Source organism: Bradyrhizobium sp. 134 (assembly GCF_023074155.1).
GTDB lineage: Bacteria > Pseudomonadota > Alphaproteobacteria > Rhizobiales > Xanthobacteraceae > Bradyrhizobium.
The window spans coordinates 781,069-798,233 of sequence record NZ_JADPKX010000034.1 but is presented as its reverse complement, the minus strand read 5'-3'; the positions used below and the strand labels follow the sequence as shown (position 1 = coordinate 798,233).

The 17,165-nt window shown below is 64.1% G+C and carries 15 protein-coding genes and 1 pseudogene; 7 read left to right on the top strand and 9 right to left on the bottom strand.

Features of this window, described 5'->3' with window-relative positions; all coding sequences use genetic code 11:
* Positions 1-15 precede the first annotated feature (15 nt).
* Positions 16-1,071 (bottom strand): lysylphosphatidylglycerol synthase domain-containing protein, encoded by a 1,056-nt coding sequence (locus IVA75_RS13345; protein ID WP_247285316.1) that lies wholly within the window; start codon positions 1,069-1,071, stop codon positions 16-18.
* Between the two features lie 349 nt (positions 1,072-1,420).
* Between IVA75_RS13345 and IVA75_RS40135 the strand changes: the two genes are divergently transcribed.
* Entirely contained in the window at positions 1,421-1,552 is a 132-nt protein-coding gene (locus IVA75_RS40135) for a hypothetical protein (protein WP_256465125.1), read from the top strand.
* A 27-nt stretch (positions 1,553-1,579) separates the two neighbouring features.
* On the opposite strand, the pseudogene IVA75_RS13340 reads toward IVA75_RS40135, so the two are convergent.
* The 3 genes and pseudogenes from IVA75_RS13340 to IVA75_RS13330 form a co-directional block, all read right to left on the bottom strand.
* Positions 1,580-1,867: pseudogene (locus IVA75_RS13340) on the bottom strand (haloalkane dehalogenase); the annotation flags it as partial.
* Between the two features lie 76 nt (positions 1,868-1,943).
* Positions 1,944-2,240 carry a hypothetical protein gene (locus IVA75_RS13335; RefSeq protein WP_247285315.1) on the bottom strand — a complete coding sequence of 99 codons (297 nt, stop codon included), beginning with the start codon at positions 2,238-2,240 and terminating at the stop codon, positions 1,944-1,946.
* Between the two features lie 2 nt (positions 2,241-2,242).
* Positions 2,243-3,637, bottom strand: a complete 1,395-nt coding sequence (locus IVA75_RS13330) for an OmpA family protein (protein ID WP_247285314.1) — start codon at positions 3,635-3,637, stop codon at positions 2,243-2,245.
* A 164-nt stretch (positions 3,638-3,801) separates the two neighbouring features.
* On the opposite strand from IVA75_RS13330, the gene IVA75_RS13325 reads away from it, so the two are divergent.
* Both IVA75_RS13325 and IVA75_RS13320 read left to right on the top strand, forming a co-directional pair.
* A complete protein-coding gene (locus IVA75_RS13325) occupies positions 3,802-4,860 on the top strand; it encodes a polysaccharide deacetylase family protein (protein WP_247285313.1) in 1,059 nt (352 codons plus the stop codon).
* Positions 4,861-5,097: 237 nt separating this feature from the next.
* Positions 5,098-5,898, top strand: a complete 801-nt coding sequence (locus IVA75_RS13320) for an SDR family oxidoreductase (RefSeq protein ID WP_247285310.1) — start codon at positions 5,098-5,100, stop codon at positions 5,896-5,898.
* Between the two features lie 54 nt (positions 5,899-5,952).
* Here IVA75_RS13320 and boxB read toward each other — a convergent pair whose 3' ends face one another.
* The 4 genes from boxB to IVA75_RS13300 all read right to left on the bottom strand — a co-directional run bounded on the left by boxB (position 5,953) and on the right by IVA75_RS13300 (position 11,780).
* A complete protein-coding gene (gene boxB, locus IVA75_RS13315; RefSeq protein ID WP_247285472.1) occupies positions 5,953-7,389 on the bottom strand; it encodes a benzoyl-CoA 2,3-epoxidase subunit BoxB in 1,437 nt (478 codons plus the stop codon).
* A gap of 117 nt (positions 7,390-7,506) precedes the next feature.
* Positions 7,507-9,195: a 2,3-epoxybenzoyl-CoA dihydrolase gene (boxC, locus tag IVA75_RS13310; RefSeq protein ID WP_247285309.1), complete on the bottom strand. Its 1,689-nt coding sequence runs from the start codon at positions 9,193-9,195 to the stop codon at positions 7,507-7,509.
* A gap of 81 nt (positions 9,196-9,276) precedes the next feature.
* Positions 9,277-10,095 carry an alpha/beta hydrolase gene (locus IVA75_RS13305; protein ID WP_247285308.1) on the bottom strand — a complete coding sequence of 273 codons (819 nt, stop codon included), beginning with the start codon at positions 10,093-10,095 and terminating at the stop codon, positions 9,277-9,279.
* A 143-nt stretch (positions 10,096-10,238) separates the two neighbouring features.
* Complete coding sequence (locus IVA75_RS13300; RefSeq protein WP_247285307.1) at positions 10,239-11,780, bottom strand: benzoate-CoA ligase family protein; 1,542 nt, start codon at positions 11,778-11,780, stop codon at positions 10,239-10,241.
* A 152-nt stretch (positions 11,781-11,932) separates the two neighbouring features.
* Here IVA75_RS13300 and IVA75_RS13295 point away from each other — a divergent pair, with 152 nt between their 5' ends.
* Both IVA75_RS13295 and IVA75_RS13290 read left to right on the top strand, forming a co-directional pair.
* Entirely contained in the window at positions 11,933-12,841 is a 909-nt protein-coding gene (locus IVA75_RS13295; protein WP_247285306.1) for a helix-turn-helix transcriptional regulator, read from the top strand.
* 12 nt (positions 12,842-12,853) lie between these two features.
* On the top strand, positions 12,854-13,246 hold the full coding sequence (locus IVA75_RS13290; RefSeq protein ID WP_027565910.1) for a group II truncated hemoglobin: 393 nt from the start codon (positions 12,854-12,856) through the stop codon (positions 13,244-13,246).
* A gap of 5 nt (positions 13,247-13,251) precedes the next feature.
* On the opposite strand, the gene IVA75_RS13285 is transcribed toward IVA75_RS13290, so the two are convergent.
* Positions 13,252-14,037 (bottom strand): IclR family transcriptional regulator C-terminal domain-containing protein, encoded by a 786-nt coding sequence (locus IVA75_RS13285; RefSeq protein ID WP_247285305.1) that lies wholly within the window; start codon positions 14,035-14,037, stop codon positions 13,252-13,254.
* A 113-nt stretch (positions 14,038-14,150) separates the two neighbouring features.
* Between IVA75_RS13285 and IVA75_RS13280 the strand changes: the two genes are divergently transcribed.
* Both IVA75_RS13280 and IVA75_RS13275 read left to right on the top strand, forming a co-directional pair.
* Entirely contained in the window at positions 14,151-15,509 is a 1,359-nt protein-coding gene (locus IVA75_RS13280) for an aromatic ring-hydroxylating dioxygenase subunit alpha (protein ID WP_247285304.1), read from the top strand.
* A 149-nt stretch (positions 15,510-15,658) separates the two neighbouring features.
* Complete coding sequence (locus IVA75_RS13275; RefSeq protein ID WP_247285303.1) at positions 15,659-17,095, top strand: glutamine synthetase family protein; 1,437 nt, start codon at positions 15,659-15,661, stop codon at positions 17,093-17,095.
* Positions 17,096-17,165: the final 70 nt, after the last annotated feature.

The window sequence follows — 17,165 nt, the reverse complement described above, 5'->3', positions numbered from 1 at the left end:
AGGACTTTGCGCCGGTCAGGCGCCGCTGTCGCTGCGCTTTCTCACGTAAGCGGCTTCAGGTGCGGGGCCGGGGTCGAGCTTGAGCGCCGCCTGCTGCAGGCGTTTCGATCGCGCGCCGATGATAACTTCGCGAAACGTCAGCAAGATTACAGAAATGACGAAAGGGGACAGATAATAGAGGACGCGGAACAGCAGCATCCCACCCAGCAGCTCCTCCCGGTCCATCTGCCAGAGCCCGACCAGCATCGCCGCGTCGAACACACCAAGGCCTCCGGGCGAATGGCTGGCAAAGCCGAGCAGCGTGGCCGAGACGAAGATCACCGCGACCACCACGAAGCCGAGATTGGGCTCGTCCGGGACCAGCACGTACATCGCGAGCGCGCAGAAGCCGAGATCGATGATGCCGATCGCGATCTGGAGCAGGGTCAGCGGGCCGCCCGGCAGCATCACGGTCCAGGGCCCGCGGCCGACCATCCGCGGCTGGGTCCAGACCCAGACCACGTAAGCGACCAGTCCGACGATGATCATCATCGCCAGCATCCGGTTCAGCCAGGGCGGAAGCATGTCGATCGAGGCCGCGGCCTCCGGATGATAGGAGATGCCGAGGCCCAGAACCGCGGCATTACCGAGCCAGAAGGTCAGGCCGGCGAGGAAACAGATTTTTGCGACGTCGATCGCGTTCAGGCCGTAGGCGGAATAGATACGGTAGCGCACCGCGCCGCCGGTGAAGACGCTGGCGCCGACATTATGGCCGATCGAATAGCTGGTGAAGGCGGCGAGCGCGTTGATCCGATAGGGCACGTGGGCGTGGCCGATCGCACGTACCGCGAACAGGTCGTAGAAGGTCAGCGTGAAATAGCCCGCGGCGACGAACAGCGCCGCCATCGCAATCTGGCTCGGCTCGGTGCTCTTGATCGCTTCGAGGACTTCGTTGACATCGATGCCGCGCAGCATGTGGTAGAGCACATAGCAAGCGATGCCGATGACCGCGACGCTGATCACAACTCCAAGCTTATGCAGGATTTGCTTCTGGCGCAGAAACGACATCGCCCTGCGTATGGCTTCCAGCATCTAAACCTCGAACAACGCTTCAGCGGCCAGGGTGGCCGGCGAACAGGCGGACGACACGCAGGCACCCGACGAATCCTCGCCGGCGGCTCCGGCATCGCGCATGCCCCCTGCCCCTCCACTAGCGCGTTTTGGGGCGGAGTGGAATTCGACAATTCGAACAAAAAGTCGTGGCTTCAAGGTTTTAGGCAGGTTGCGGGCTCCTGATGCACGGTTTGGCGCTTTCGGCGGCAAGCCTGACGCGAATCTCCATGGCAATCCTGCGCAGACGCCATGAAGTTTTGATGATTTCGGCCGTACAATGTTCCGTCACGGCTTAAGTCGAAATCAATCTATGGGCGGGATTCCGCTGTTGAAAGAGGGTCGCGCCGCGCGCGGCCGCCGCGGCGCGCACGATTACGTGGCCGACGGCTCGCACTCGATCATCCGGTTGCACTGCGACATCACAGACGTCATTGCGGCCGCCCGCCAGCGGCCGCGATGAGAGCGTCGTTCGGAGGTAGCGTTCTGCTCAGGCCGCAAGCTGCGGGCGCACCGCCTCGATGCCCGCGATCCAGCCGGCGACGGAGCGCCCGATCGCCTCGGGGTGATCCTCCTGGAGGAAATGCAGGCCGGCGCCGAGACGAACCAGCGCGCAGTGCTTCAGGGAGGCGGCAAACCGTTCGGCAAATTCCGGTGCGACCAGAGCTCCGGGCTCGCCGGTGAACAGGAGCTTTGGATAGGACGACGCGGCCAGCACTGCATGCGCGGACTGGAGCGCCTGATAAACGTCAGCGGGCTCGCCTGCGATCGGCATGTCAAGCGCCCACGACGCCTCTTCGCGTTTCACCTGCCGAGCGATGAGTTATCGGAGCTTGAGGCCAGCGGATCCGAACTCAGGCCGGCGGCATGCTGCGCGCGACCACCCGGTCGCGCAGCCATGCGCCGATGGCGGCGCCGACGAGGTAGCAGGCGAACATGATCAGGCCGAGGTCGAGCCAGTAGCCGAAGCGGCCGGGGACCACATGCGCGAGCGAGGCCGCGACCAGGCCGGCAACAAGCACGGCGAGCCAGCGCGCGGTCACCTTCGAGGTGCCGTTGCCGCGTTGGACCACCGAGATCCAGCCCATGCAAAAGCCCAGCAGCAGCGAGCCGATCAGCCAGCCCAGATGGAACGAGACGAGATAGGGCATCGTCACCTCACCAGAAATTCGATGCGGCGGTTCTGCGCCTTGGCGTCTTCGCTGTCGTTGCCGGCGACCGGCTGCGTGCTGCCGTAGCCGACCGCGGTGAAGCGGCTGGCAGGCAGGCCGGCCTTGACCAGATAGTCGATCACCGCCTGCGCGCGCTTCTCCGAGAGTGCCTGGTTGAACGAATCCTCGCCGTCGGCATCGGTATGCCCGGCGACCTCGATATTGGTGGTGGGGCATCGCAATGCCGTCTCGATCAGATGATCGAGAATGCCGGCGGAATCCGGATCGATGTCGGCGCGCTTCGCCCCGAAGCGAATCTTGGCCTTGGCCAAAAGCTCCGAGAACAATTGCTGGCACACGGTGCCGTCGACCGGACCGGCTGCGGGTTTCACCGTGATTTCCGGCTTGTATTGCCAGTTTTTCGGAAAGTCCTTGCCGAGGCCTGCGCGGATGTCGTTGGCGGCACCTTCATAGAGCGCATCGCCCGACAGCTTCACCTCGCGGTCGGACACGACGAGCGTGCCGGTCGACAGTCGCGACAGCGCGCCGAACGCTGCGACCACGGCGGGGCTGAACGAGCCGGGCGCGCCGACGCTGGCCTTGAGATTGTCGACGACCTTTTCGTTGAAGAATTTCCGCGACGCGCTGGTGGCGATGGCGGCGTGGACATTGTTGTCGGGAACATAGCCGGTCAGCGTCACCGTCGCGGCCACCGGATCCTTGTAGGCCTGGAAGACGTAAGGCGGCGCCTTGACGTCGTTGGCGGCGATCGAAAAGCCCTCGGGCAGGTTTTTCAGCGCCGCTGCGACGGCTTCGCGGCCGCCGAGATCGCGCGCCATGCCCGACAGCGTGACTTTGGTGTCTGTGATCGTGATCTTGCCGTCCTTGAGCTTGCCGATCTGGTCGAGCAGCAGCATCGCAGCCGCCTCGAACCGCGGCGGTGCGCCGCGGGCCAAACCCATCTGATCGGCCACCTCGGTACCGGCGACCTCCTTGCGGGCCGCCTCGGTCAGGCGGCCCTTCATCGACGGCAGGGGCGCGGAGCCTGACAGCGTCACCCGCACCACGTCGCGTTCGGCGTTCCAGACGAAGGGCTTTGCCTCGGGAACGAGGCGGGTCCGGTCGTCGACCAGGCGCACGCCGGGCACGGTCTCGACCGCCACAACAGCGTCGCGGCGCCCCTCCTCGGAAAAGGCCTCCGCAGCCAGGCTGACGTCGCGGCCGTCCACCGCGATCCGGGTCTTGTCAAGAACGGTATCCTTTAGCGCCGCCGAGCTGCGGGCGGAAAGGTCCGCCTCGACCGGCAAAGTGTTATTCCAGGCCGCAAATCCCCACATGACGGCCAGGGGGATGAGCCCCGGCCACCATTTGCTGGCCCACCTGAAAAGCTTCTGCATTCGACGACCCGAACTCTGGAACCGGAGACAAAACAAACCCTTGGCGGGCTGTCAAACCGGAAATGACGCCCTTCCGAAGGCCGGGCGTGGACAATTGGAATAACTTTTTCTTCAAGGGTTCTTCCGTAAGTTGAAGGCGGAATGCCAAAGTCCGCCAGCGGGTCATGAAACAACTTCGTAACAACGTCATCCGCGCCGGGCTGGAAGCACTCTATTTCAGCGGCGCCCACCACCTGTTGCGCCCGCTTTTGTCGGGCGTCGGCGCCATTTTCATGCTGCATCACGTGCGGCCGGCCCGCGCCGCCGCGTTTCAGCCGAACCGGCATCTCGAAGTCACCCCCGAATTCCTGCGCGCGACACTGTGCCATCTGCGCTCGCGGGAGATCGACATCGTCAGCATGGACGAGCTGCATGAGCGGCTGGTGCGGCGCCGGTTCGACCGCCGCTTCGCCGCCTTCACGCTCGACGATGGCTATCGCGACAATCTCGATTTTGCGCTGCCGGTTCTGCGCGAATTTGACGCGCCTCTGGCGGTCTATGTCGCCAGCGACTTCGCGGAGGGCACGGGTCGGCTGTGGTGGGAGGCGCTGGAGGCTGTGATCGCCAAGGCCGAGCAGATCGAGGTGACAATCGGCAATGCCGCGCTGCGGCTCGATGCGACGACGCCAGCCGCCAAGCAGGCGGCGTTCGACCGCCTGCACGACTGGTTGCGCGCATTGCCCGGCGAGCACGATCTCAAGCGCGAGATCGAGGCGCTCTGCACGAAGTACGGCGTCGACATGGCCGCGCTGTGCCGCAGCCTCTGCCTGTCCTGGGACGAGGTGAAGACATTTGCCGCCGATCCCCTGGTCACGATCGGCGCGCATTCTGTCAGCCATTGCAATCTCGCCAAGCAAAGCGAAGCGATCGCCACGCAGGAGATGGCCGTGAGCCGCGCCCGGATCGAGCAGGCGCTCGGCCGCAATGTCCAGCATCTTGCCTATCCCTATGGCGATCGCGAGGCGGCGGGCGAGCGTGAATTCGTGCTCGCTGCATCCGCCGGTTTCAGGACCGCGGTGACGACGCGACCCGGCATGCTGTTCGCCGAAAACGCCGGCCACATGACCGCGCTGCCACGGGTCTCGCTCAACGGCAATTACCAGGACACGCGGATTCTGCCGGTGCTGACCTCGGGCGCCGCCACCGCGATGTGGAACGGCTTCCGCAGGATCGCGGCGGCGTAGCCGCGCTCTCCCCTGTCGTCCCGGCGAAGGCCGGGACCCATACCGCGTGATTTTTCGATTGCGATCGGTATCAATCCCGACCGACCGGCTTCCGCCAAACGTCTCTCTGTGGTTATGGGTCCCGGCCTTCGCCGGGACGACACTGAGTCGGTCGAATGGCTGCACCAACCACACGCTCGCCTTCCTTGACTCCCCTCCCCACCCCGCTCACAACCGGCGCAAACCAAGGGAGGCACCATGTTCAACGATCTGTTCTCGCTCAAAGGCCGCGTCGCGCTGGTGACCGGCGGTTCGCGCGGCATCGGCAAGATGATCGCGGCGGGAATTCTCAGCGCAGGGGCCGCGAAGGTCTACATCACCGCGCGCAAGGCCGGGCCTTGCGAGGCGACCGCGAACGAGCTCTCCGCACAGTATGACGGAGAATGCATCGCACTGCCGATCGACATCTCGACCGTCGACGGCTGCGACAGGCTCGCTGGCGAAATCATCAAGCTGGAGCCGAAGCTCGACATCCTCGTCAACAATGCCGGGGCTGCCTGGGGCGCGGAGTTCGATGAATTCCCCGAAAGCGGCTGGGACAAGGTAATGGACCTCAACGTCAAGTCGCTGTTCTTCCTGACCAAGGCGCTGGCCAAGCCGCTGCGCGCGGCGGCTTCGCATGAGCGGCCCGCCAAGGTCATCAACATCGCCTCGGTCGACGGCATCTTCGTCAATCCCGGCGAGACCTACTCCTATGCCGCGAGCAAGGCCGCGGTGATCCATTTGACGCGGCGCATGGCGACGAAACTGATCAAGGACAACATCAACGTCACCGCGATCGCGCCCGGCGCGTTCAAGTCCGACATGAACCGGGCTGCGCGCGACCATTCGGACGAGGTCGCCAAGCGCATTCCGGCGCGGCGGATCGGAACCGACGAGGACATGGCCGGCGTGGCGATCTATCTCGCCTCGCGCGCGGGTGACTACGTGGTCGGCAACACCATCGCGGTGGATGGCGGAGTGGTGTACGCGAACGCGGGGCTGGAGATCGCGGGGTAGGCGGGGGCGCGTCAGCACGACGCCCTCACCTCACGCTCCAGGGGTCGTCCCGGCCTACGACTCGATCCTCACATACTCGAAATCGCCGGGCTTGTTGTCGATGCCGACTTTCGGCGGCGAGATCCAGGAGGCGAACTGGCCGGTCTCGGTGACGGGCTGCATCAGCGAGGTGATGAAGTCGCCGTCGGCGGTCGATGGCAGCCATTCGTCCTTGCGCTTCGCCCAGGTGGCATCGTCGATCAAAATGCCGTCGGGCGTCGCGTGGATGCTCTTGAACTCGCCGATATGGCGATGGAAGGCGACGTTGGGCAGCTTGAGCTGGAATTGGTAGCCCGCGGTCGAGATCACCTTGTTCCAGCGCAGCATGCCCTTGACGCAATCCTGGCTGTAATCGTCGCGCAGGCGCATGTTGAGCGCGGTCAGCGCCGGCTCGTCCACCAGCTTGATCTCGCCATCGATGAACTTCAGCACCGGATAGGTCGCGTTCTTGAGCTGATGATCGTCGTCGATCTGGGTCTCGTGATAGCGGCCCTTGATGCCGGTGTTGAAGGCGTTCGCCGCGTTTGTCGAGACTTCCGAGCCAAACAGATCGAGCGACAGCGTATAGTGCAGATTCAGCTTCTTCTGGATGGTCGGCAGATCGATCACGCCGAGCGCGCGGACTTTCGCGATATCGGTGGGATCGGTGATGCCGGCTTCCCGCATCGCATCGCAGGTGCGCTGCACGACACGCGTGATGCCGGTCTCGCCGACGAACATGTGGTGCGCTTCTTCCGTCAGCATGAAGCGGCAGGTGCGCGACAACGGATCGAAGCCGGACTGCGCCAGCGAGTGCAACTGCATCTTGCCGTCGCGGTCGGTGAAATAGGTGAACATGAAGAAGGACAGCCAGTCCGGCGTCGCCTCGTTGAAGGCGCCCAGCATGCGTGGCGAATCAGCGTCACCCGAGCGGCGGCGCAACAAATCGTCAGCCTCTTCACGTCCGTCGCGGCCAAAGTACTTTTGCAGCAGGTACACCATCGCCCAGAGGTGACGGCCTTCCTCGACATTGACCTGAAACAGGTTGCGCATGTCGTATAGCGAGGGCGCGGTCTTGCCGAGGTGGCGCTGCTGCTCCACGGAGGCAGGCTCGGTGTCGCCCTGGATCACGATCAGACGGCGCAGCATGGCGCGATATTCACCCGGGACTTCCTGCCAGGCCGGCTCGCCGAAATGCTCGCCGAACGGCACGACGCGGTTCTCTTCCTGGGGAGCAAGGAGAATGCCCCAGCGATACTCGGGCATCCGCACGTAGTCGAACTTGGCCCAGCCGCGCGGATCGACCGAATAAGCGGTGCGCAAGTACACCAGCGATTCCTGGAAGCCTTCTGGCCCCATGTCTTTCCACCAGTCCATGTAGCCGGGATGCCAGCCTTCCAGCGCCTTGAGCACCTGGCGGTCTTCGGCCAGATTGACGTTGTTCGGAATCTTGGTCGAGTAGTCGACGTTCATGATGTTCATGGAGGACCTCCCGTGGGGGACTTACTCGTTTAAAGGGTGCGAATGGCGAGTGGCGAGTAGCGAGTAGCGAATGGAAATCCCTATTCGCCCTTCGCCACTCCCCACTCGCTAGACTCGCGTCATATCGAATTTCGGCTTCTGGCCGCTGCCGTAGCGGCGCAGCGCGCCTTCCTCGCCGACCGCATTGGGGCGCTGGAAGATCCAGTTCTGCCACGCGGTGAGGCGCGAGAAGATTTTCGATTCCATCGTCTCGGGGCCGACGAAGCGCAGGTTCGCTTCCATGCCGGTGAGGCTGTCGGGCGAGAAGCTGGCGCGCTCCTCCTGGAATACGCGGACCTCGTCGTCCCAGTCGATGTCGTCGAGCGCGAAGGTGACGAGACCGAGCTCTTCGGCCTGCTCGGCGTCCAACGCGGTGCCCATCGTGGCTTCCGCGCGTTCCACATCGGCTGGATCGGCCTGGAAGCGCGACTGAAGCCGCGTCAGGCCATGGCTCATCGGATAAGGGCCAAAATTCAGCGCTGACAGTTCGATCGACGGCGGCGGGCGGTTGTCGCCGTGGCGCGTGCCGATCAGCATGTAGGAGCGGTCGGCGGCGAAGACGAGTTCGGCGAGCGTGCCGGCGAAGCAGGAGCCGGGCTCGACCAGCGTCACCAGCGTGCGCGAGGTGACGTCGATGCGCTTCAAGACGCGCTTCCAGTAATGCCTGATTTCGTTGACCAGCCAGTGCGCCTTGTTGGCTTCGAGGAAGGCGTCGCAGGCGAGCACATGGGCGCGGTCGCCATGGCTCTTGAACACCAGCATGGCGATCTCGAGCTCGTTGATGCGCAGATGCAGGATGGCGTCATCGAGTTCGCGCGCGACCTGGAGCGGCCAGAACGCGACACCCTGCGCCATCATGCCGTCGATGTCAGCGGGCGGCGCGGCTTCAGGCGCCTTGATCGAGATCGTGGCGATGCGTGCCGCGCGGTCGATGTCGACGCTGACAAAGCCATAGCGGATGCTGGTCTCATCGATGATGCGCTTGAGCGGCGTCAGCGCGATGCCCTTGCCGCTGCCCTTGCGCTTCGAGCTGTCGGCGAATTCCCTGGCGCGCTCGGCAACCTTGCCTTCGAGCTTGCTGTTCGGCGCGATCTCGTCGACCAGGCGCCATTGCACGGCGCGCTTGCCCTTCACGCCTTCTTCGATGGTGCAGAAGAAATCGGCGTGATCGCGGCGCACCTTGCGCTTGTCGACCACACGCGTGAGGCCGCCGGTGCCCGGCAGCACGGCGAGCAGCGGCACTTCGGGCAAGGCGACGGCGGACGCGCCGTCATCAGCGAGCATGATGTAGTCGGTGGCGAGCGCGAGCTCATAGCCGCCGCCGGCGGCCGAGCCGTTCACGACGGTGATGAAGCGCTGGCCGGAATTCTCCGACGAGTCTTCCATGCCGTTGCGGGTCTCGTTGGTGAACTTGCAGAAATTGACCTTGTGGGCATGCGTCGAGCCCGCGAGCATGCGGATGTTGGCGCCGGCGCAGAACACGCGGTTCTTGGCCGAGCGCATCACCACGACCTTCACCTCGGGGTGCTCGAAGCGCAGGCGCTGGACCGCGTCGGCAAGCTCGATGTCGACGCCGAGATCGTAGGAATTGAGCTTGAGCAGATAGCCCTCGAACAGGCCGCCATTCTCGTCGACGTCCATGGTCAGGGTGGCGACGCCACCGTCGACCGCGAGCTTCCAGTGCCGGTAGCGGGACGGCTCGGTCTGGAAATCGATGAATGTCGCGCCGCCTGCGAGGCGCCGATCTTCCCCGGCCATGGGCCACCCTTGAGCTTGATTACGCGTTTTGGCTGTCGTGTTAAATGCACAATAATGCACATTTTCGCGCGCGTCTACCCGTTAAGCGACCGAACATGCATTTTGTTTCATGTCTTTGCGCAGCGAAGCTGCTGCAAATTGCTCAATCGCGTCAAGCGTCTGTCCCGGAGCTTCGCGGTGGGGAGAATGCGCCGCGCCTGAAATGACTTTCAAATCGACCGGGCAATAGCATTCTTGCTGCGCGATCTCGACCTGACGCAGCGTGCCGTATTGGTCGTCCACGCCTTGAAGGATCAGGACAGGAACGCGGATATAGGCGAGACATTCCGAGATATCCCAGTCGCGGAATTTCGGATCGAGCCAGGCGGCGTTCCAGCCGTAGAAGGCGTTGTCGACGTCGCTGTGCCAGCGCGCGAGCTTTGCCTTCAGGTCGGTGGTCTCGAAGGTGGTCTTGATGTCCGCAATCGACTTCACCGAGATGTCCTCGACGATGAAATGCGGCGCGATCAGCACGAGGCCGTTCAGGCGATGATCCTGATGCGCGCCGGCATAGATCGTCGCGATCGACGCGCCGTCGGAATGGCCGAGCAGCAGGCCGCGCCTGAAGCCGATCGCGTCGAGGATCTTCGGCAGCACGTCCAGGGCCTCGCGCTGCATGTAGTCGAGCGGCCGCGGCAACGTGACCGGGCTCGATTGGCCATAGCCTGCACGCGAATAGGCAAAGATGCCGGCAGAGGTTGCCTGCTGCAGTTTTTCCGGGAAGTCACCCCAGAAGCCGACGGAGCCGAGGCCTTCGTGCAGCATGACGATGGTGGGTGCATCGGCGGATTGCGGCGCCAGCCATTTGTATTCGAGGCTGGCGTTGCCGATGCTGAGGAAGCCGGTGGGAGTGAGAGTCATTTCTTCGTCCGTCCTTCTCCGTCGTCATGCCCGGGCTTGACCCGGGCATCCACGTCGCTCCTCAATCGCGGTCGCGCGTGGATGGCCGAGACGCTTTGCTCAAGACGCGCTTCGCACTTTTGCCCGGCCATGACGACCTGTTGTCAATTCGTCCCGTCCCGCAGCTTGAACCGCTGGATCTTGCCCGTCGCCGTCTTCGGCAGCGAGTCCACCACGTCGATCCAGCGCGGATATTTCCATGGGCCGATCTTCTGCTTGACGTGGTCCTTGAGCATCTCCTGCAGGCCCGTCGTCGTCGCGCCCGGGCGCAGCACGACGAAGGCCTTCGGCTTCAGCAGACCTTCCGGATCGGCTTCGGGCACGACCGCGGCTTCCAGCACGGCTGGATGCGTAATCAGCGCGCTCTCGACCTCGAAGGGCGAGACCCAGATGCCGGAGACCTTGAACATGTCGTCGGCGCGGCCGCAGAAGGTGTAGCGGCCCTCGGCATCCCTGACATATTTGTCGCCGGTGCGGGTCCATGGTCCCTCGAACGTGCGGCGGCTCTTGTGGCGCTGGTTCCAGTAGCCCTCGCCGGCGGAAGGCGCATCGACCAGCAGTTCGCCGACCTCGCCGTCGGCGACATCCTGTCCCGCCTCGTTGACGAGCCGCACCGCGTAGCCCGGCACTGGCTTGCCGGAGGAGCCGTACTTGATGTCGCCGGGCGCGTTCGACAGGAAGATGTGCAACAGCTCGGTCGAGCCGACGCCATCGAGGATGTCGACGCCGAAGCGCGATTTCCAGTTGTTGCCGACGGATTCCGGCAGCGCCTCGCCGGCAGAGGTGCAGATGCGCAAGGCGCCGCCGCCGCGCTCGCTCTTCATCGCCTCGTCATTGAGCATCGCCGCGAACAGGGTCGGCACGCCGTAGAAGATCGAGGGATTGTAGCGGTTCATCAGATCGAACATGCGCGCCGGCGTCGGCCGTTCGCCGTTGAGTACCACGGTGGCGCCGACCGACATCGGAAAGGTCAACGCATTGCCGAGACCATAGGCGAAGAACAGCTTTGCCGCGGAAAGACAAACGTCGTTCTCGCGGATGCCGAGCACCTGCTTCGCATAAGTTTCCGCGGTCGCCTGCATGTTCGAATGGATGTGACGCACGCCCTTGGGCATGCCGGTCGAGCCTGACGAGTAGAGCCAGAACGCCGGCTCATCCGGATGCGTCGCAGCGGTGGTGAACCGGTCGCTCTCGTCCGCAATCTCCTCGGCGAGCTGCTTGTGACCGTTCTGCTTGGCGCCGGAGACCACGACATGCTCGAGATCCGGCATGCGGCCGACGACGTCCTTGATGACGGGATAGAGCGCTTCCGAGACGAACAGCACGCGTGCGCGGCAATCGGCGAGGATGTAGGCGTATTGATCTGACGTCAGCAGCGTGTTGAGCGGTACCGGCACGATGCCGGCGCGGATCGCGCCCAGAAACACGATCGGGAAGTCGACCGTATCCAGCATGATCATCGCCACGCGCTCTTCGCGGCGGACACCGAGCCGGCGCAGCATGTTGGCGGCGCGCCGCGTTTCCCGCTGGAGCTCGCCATAGGTGAGCCGTGAGACGGTGTCGTCGAAGGCGAGCTTGTTGCCGCGTCCCTCCTCGACGTTCCGATCGAGCAGCCAGGTCACCGCGTTATAGGATCCCTCGCTCACGGACTTCTCCCCTGAATTTAGAATTATAATTCATAGAAAGACACCGCATCGGCTTGCTGTCAATGCCAGCAGGCACTATGTTTCATTAATACGCGCCGCAGGACCTCTTTAAAAGAAGACATCCGTTCAAGCAGGCCCATGATCCGTAGTCCATGACTAACAGTCCCGACGCCGAATCCCGATTTCTCGAACAGCTCGGCCAGCGCGTGCGCAACATGCGCGCGCTACGCGGCATGTCGCGCAAGGTGCTCGCCAAGGTATCAGGAATATCGGAGCGCTACATCGCGCAGCTCGAAAGCGGCAAGGGCAATGTGTCCATCGTGCTGCTGCGCCGCGTCTCTGACGCGATGGGCGCGCATCTCGAAGACCTGCTTCCCTCGGCCGATCCGACCCCGGACTGGCAGATGTTTCGCGATCTCCTGCGCAAGGCGACACCGGCGCAGATCGCGCAAGCCAAGGATCTGCTCGCGGGCGGCAGTGCCTCCGCGCCGCGGCGCGCGCCGTTCTGCGGCATCGCACTGATCGGCCTGCGCGGCGCCGGCAAATCGACGCTTGGGCGGATGCTGGCGAAGAAGGTCGGCTGGAGTTTTGTCGAGCTCAACAAGGAGGTCGAGCAGCAGAACGGCCTCTCGGTCGCCGAGATCATCGCGCTCTACGGCCAGGAAGGCTTTCGCCGCATGGAGCAGGCGGCGCTGCAACAGCTGCTCGCGCGCAACGAGCTGATGGTGCTCGCGACCGGCGGCGGCATCGTCTCGGAGCCCTTGACCTTCGACCAGATCCTGTCGTCGTTCTACACGATCTGGCTGAAGGCCGAACCCGAGGAGCACATGGCCCGCGTCCGCCGCCAAGGCGATTTGCGCCCGATGGCCGACGACCGCTCAGCTATGGCAGAGCTGCGCAACATCCTCTTGAGCCGCGAGCCGCTGTATGCGCGCGCGACGGCGGTGGTAGACACGGCGGGACTCTCCGTCGATGCCGCCGCGGCAAGGCTGATCGATGCGGTGCGGCCGGTGCTGCAAAACGAGGCGCGCAGCTTTGGGCTACGCAGCGTGGCGCTGTAGGTCCGAACTCCCATGACCGACAGCGACGTCGTAATCTCCATGTTCGAGCGGATCGGCGGCAGCGCCACGATCAACCGACTGGTCGATCGCTTCTATGAGCGGATGGATACGCTGCCGGAGGCGAAGATCATCCGCGCAATGCATGCGGACGACCTCGGCCTCATCAGGGATGTGCTGAAGCGCTATCTCACTGAGTGGACCGGCGGCCCGAAACTCTACTCGGTCGAGAAGGGCCATCCACGGCTGCGCCAGCGCCACATCGGCTTTGCCATCGGCGATGCCGAGCGCGACGCGTGGATGCTCTGCATGCGCGGCGCGCTCGAGGAGACCGTTGTGGACGCCGCGGCGCGGCAGGACCTCGACAAGGCGTTGTCCGGCCTCGCCGACTGGATGCGCAACCGGTAGCCAGGCTACAACAGTTGCGACCGCACCGCCTCCGCGCCCTCACGCAACAATGGCAGGAAGCGACCGATCAATTCCTGCGCCGGCACGCGGTCGACATGGGCGCCCATGTTGATCGCAGCGACGATCACGTCGTCGTAGCGGCGGACGGGGACCGAGATCGAGCGGAAATGCGGCTCGGCCTCGCGATCGACCAGCGCGTAACCTTGCGCGCGGTCGGCAACGATGCGCGCGAGCAATGCCTTGGGATCGGTTACCGTCTGCGGCGTCAGCGCTTCGCGCTTCGTCGCCGTCAGGCGCGCGGCAAGCTCGGCATCGTCGAGCTGACCGAGCATGACGCGGCCCACCGAGGTGCAGAAGGCCGGCAGGCGGTAACCGATGTCCAGCCCACCTGAAAACATCCGCGCCGGACTGCTACGCGCGATGAATACGACCTCATCGCCGTCGAGCACCGCGAGCGAGGCGATTTCGTTGGCCGCTGTCGCGACGCGGTCGAGCACCGGTTGCAGGACGGTGACGAGCTGGCTCGACCGCAGATAGGACGCGGCCAGTGTCAGCACATGTGGCGTCAGCGAGAACAGCTTGCCGTCGCCGCTGACAAAGCCGCCGCGCTGAAGCGTGAACAGCATGCGCCGCGCGGTGGCGCGTGGAAGCGCCGCGGCACGGGCGAGATCGCTGAGCGTCATCGGGCCGGCCGTGGTGCCGAAGCATTGCAGCAGGCGCAGCCCGCGATCGAGGCTCTCGACGAAATCCGTCGCGCGCTCGTCACTCTCGCTTCGCTTCAGCTTGGGCATGGGTGTCGGGTCAGTCCTGCAAAATATTGCTTGCTGCCGGATCAAGGCATGTCATAATTCGCCCATTCGTTCAATAGGCGAACAAACGCCACTCCACAAAGGATGCACTCGCCATGATGAGCCAGGAGCAGAACGACCTGATCACCCGCACTGGTCCAAAGGACCCCTGCGGAAAGCTGATGCGGAGCTACTGGCAGCCGGCGGCGCTGGTGGATGAGCTCGACGGCGATAGACCGATCCGTCCCGTCAGATTGCTCGGCGAAAATTTGGTGCTGTTCCGCGACGAGACCGGGCGTTACGGCCTGATCGATCGGCACTGCGCGCATCGCGGCGCCGATCTCGCCTTCGGACGGCTCGAGCATGGCGGCCTGCGCTGCGCCTTCCATGGCTGGCTGTTCGACGCCACTGGGCAATGCATCGAGACGCCGGCGGAGCCGAAAGACTCAAAGCTCTGCCAGAACATCCGCCAGCGCTCTTATCCCGTGGTGGAGAAGAGCGGCATCCTCTGGGCTTATCTCGGCGAGGGCGAGCCGCCGGCATTTCCCGAGCTCGATTGTTTCGTCGCGCCCGGCACGCACACCTTCGCATTCAAGGGGCACATGGCCTGCAACTGGTTGCAGGCGCTCGAAGTCGGCATCGATCCCGCGCACGCCTCCTACCTGCATCGCTTCTTCGAGGACGAGGACACCTCCACCGCCTACGGCAAACAGTTCCGTGGCGCATCTGCGGGAAGCGACCTGCCGATGACGAAAATTTTGCGCGAATACGATCGTCCGATCATCAATGTCGAGCACACCGAATACGGCCTCCGGTTGATCGCGCTGCGCGAGATCGACGAGGAGCGCACCCATGTGCGCGTCACCAACCAGCTCTTCCCGCATGGCTTCGTCATCCCCATGAGCACGGAGATGACGATCACGCAGTGGCACGTGCCGGTCGACGACGAGAACTGCTACTGGTACGCGATCTTCACCAGCTACACGAATGCCGTGGACAAGAAGAAGATGCGCGACCAGCGGCTCGAGCTCTATGAGCTGCCGGACTACAAATCGCGCAAGAACAGGACCAACGATTACGGTTTCGATCCGCACGAGCAGCAGACGGCGACCTATACCGGCATGGGCACCGACATCAACGTCCACGACCAGTGGGCGGTGGAATCGATGGGCGCGATCCAGGACCGAACCAGGGAGCACCTCGGCACGAGCGACAAGGCCATCGTGCAATACCGCCGCCTGCTGCGGCAGGAGATCGAGAAGGTCGCAGGCGGCGAGAAGCCGATGCTGCATCTCGACGAGACCACCGCACGTTCGATCCAGGGCCCGGCGACCATGGACGGCATCGGGCCGACACGAGGCTGGGAGATTTACTGGATGGGAGTCGACGTCAAGCGCCGCCGCAACGCGCCGTGGACGGCGCCGGTGCCGAAGGAGATCGCGGACAACGTGCATCGGCTGACGGCGGCGGAGTAGCGCAGAATGCAGGTCCCTCCTTCGTCATTGCGAGCGAAGCGAAGCAATCCAGACTGTCTCTGCGGAGGGATCCTGGATTGCTTCGCTACGCTCGCAATGACGGAGAATGTAGCGCATGCTTCGCCTCTCACGGATAGAGGAGTGAAAAAGTGACTTTCGTCGCGCGTCATGCGCTGTGGTCGGATGAGCAGAAGGACGCTGCATTGCGCATGCGCCGCATCGTCGAGGAGAAGAACCTCGATGTCATCCGCCTCGCCTTCCCGGACCAGCACGGCATTCTGCGCGGCAAGACCATCATTGCATCGGAGGCGCTTGCGTCGCTCGAAAGCGGCTGCTCCATCACCACCACCATGCTCGCCAAGGACACCTCGCACCGCACGGTGTTTCCGGTGTTCACGTCGGGCGGCGGCTTCGGCATGAAGGAAATGGAGGGCGCGGCCGACGTGCTGATGGTCGCGGATCCCACGACGTTTCGCGTTTTGCCCTGGGCGCCGACCACCGGCTGGGTTCTCTGCGACCTCTATTTCAACGACGGCCGTCCCGTCCCGTTCGCGACACGCGGGCTCTATCGCAAGGTGCTCGGCGAGCTCGCAAGCCGCGGCCATGATTTCGTGGCGGGGCTCGAGGTCGAATTCCACATTTTCAAGCTCGACGATCCGCATATGCGCCCGGAAGATGCCGGCCAGCCCGGCACGCCGCCTTCGGTGAGCCTGCTCAGCCACGGCTATCAATATCTCACCGAGCAGCGCTTCGACCAGATGGAGCCGGTGCTGGAGATCCTGCGCCGTGACATCGTTGCGCTCGGATTGCCTTTGCGCTCGATCGAGGTCGAGTTCGGGCCGAGCCAGTGCGAATTCACCTTCGCGCCGACGAAGGGGCTGGAGCCCGCCGACAACATGGTGCTGTTTCGCTCCGCCGTGAAGCAGATCGCGCACCGCCACGGTTATCACGCCACCTTCATGTGCCGGCCGAAGCTGCCGAACCTGTTCGCGAGCGGCTGGCATCTGCACCAATCGGTGGTCTCACGCGCGAGCGGCGAGAACCAGTTCATGGCCAAAGACGGCGGCGAGCCGCTCAGCGCGTTCGGCCGCGCCTGGCTTGCCGGCCTGCTCGACCACGCCCGCGCGTCGACCGTGTTCACCACCCCGACCATCAATGGCTACAAGCGCTACCGCTCCTATTCGTTGGCGCCGGACCGCGCGATCTGGGGCCGCGACAATCGCGGCGTGATGATCCGCGTGCTCGGCGCTGCCGGCGACGCCGCCACGCGCCTGGAAAACCGCATCGGCGAGCCCGCCGCCAATCCCTATCTCTACATGGCCTCGCAGATTCTCTCCGGCCTCGACGGCGTCGACCGCAAGCTTGATCCCGGCCCGTCGGCCGACACGCCCTACGAAACCAAGGCGCCGCTCTTGCCGAAGTCGCTGCGCGATGCGGTCAGCGCACTGAAGGACGATCCGTTCTTCCGGGAAAAGCTCGGGGCTGAGTTCGTCGATTACTACACCCACATCAAGAATGCCGAGATCGACCGCTTCCTGTCCGAAGTGACCGACTGGGAGCACAAGGAATATTTCGAGGTGTTTTGACCTCGGCTCTCTCCCGTCAGCGCGAGGAGCTCTTGCGACGAAGCAATCCAGACTGTCACATCAGAAACAG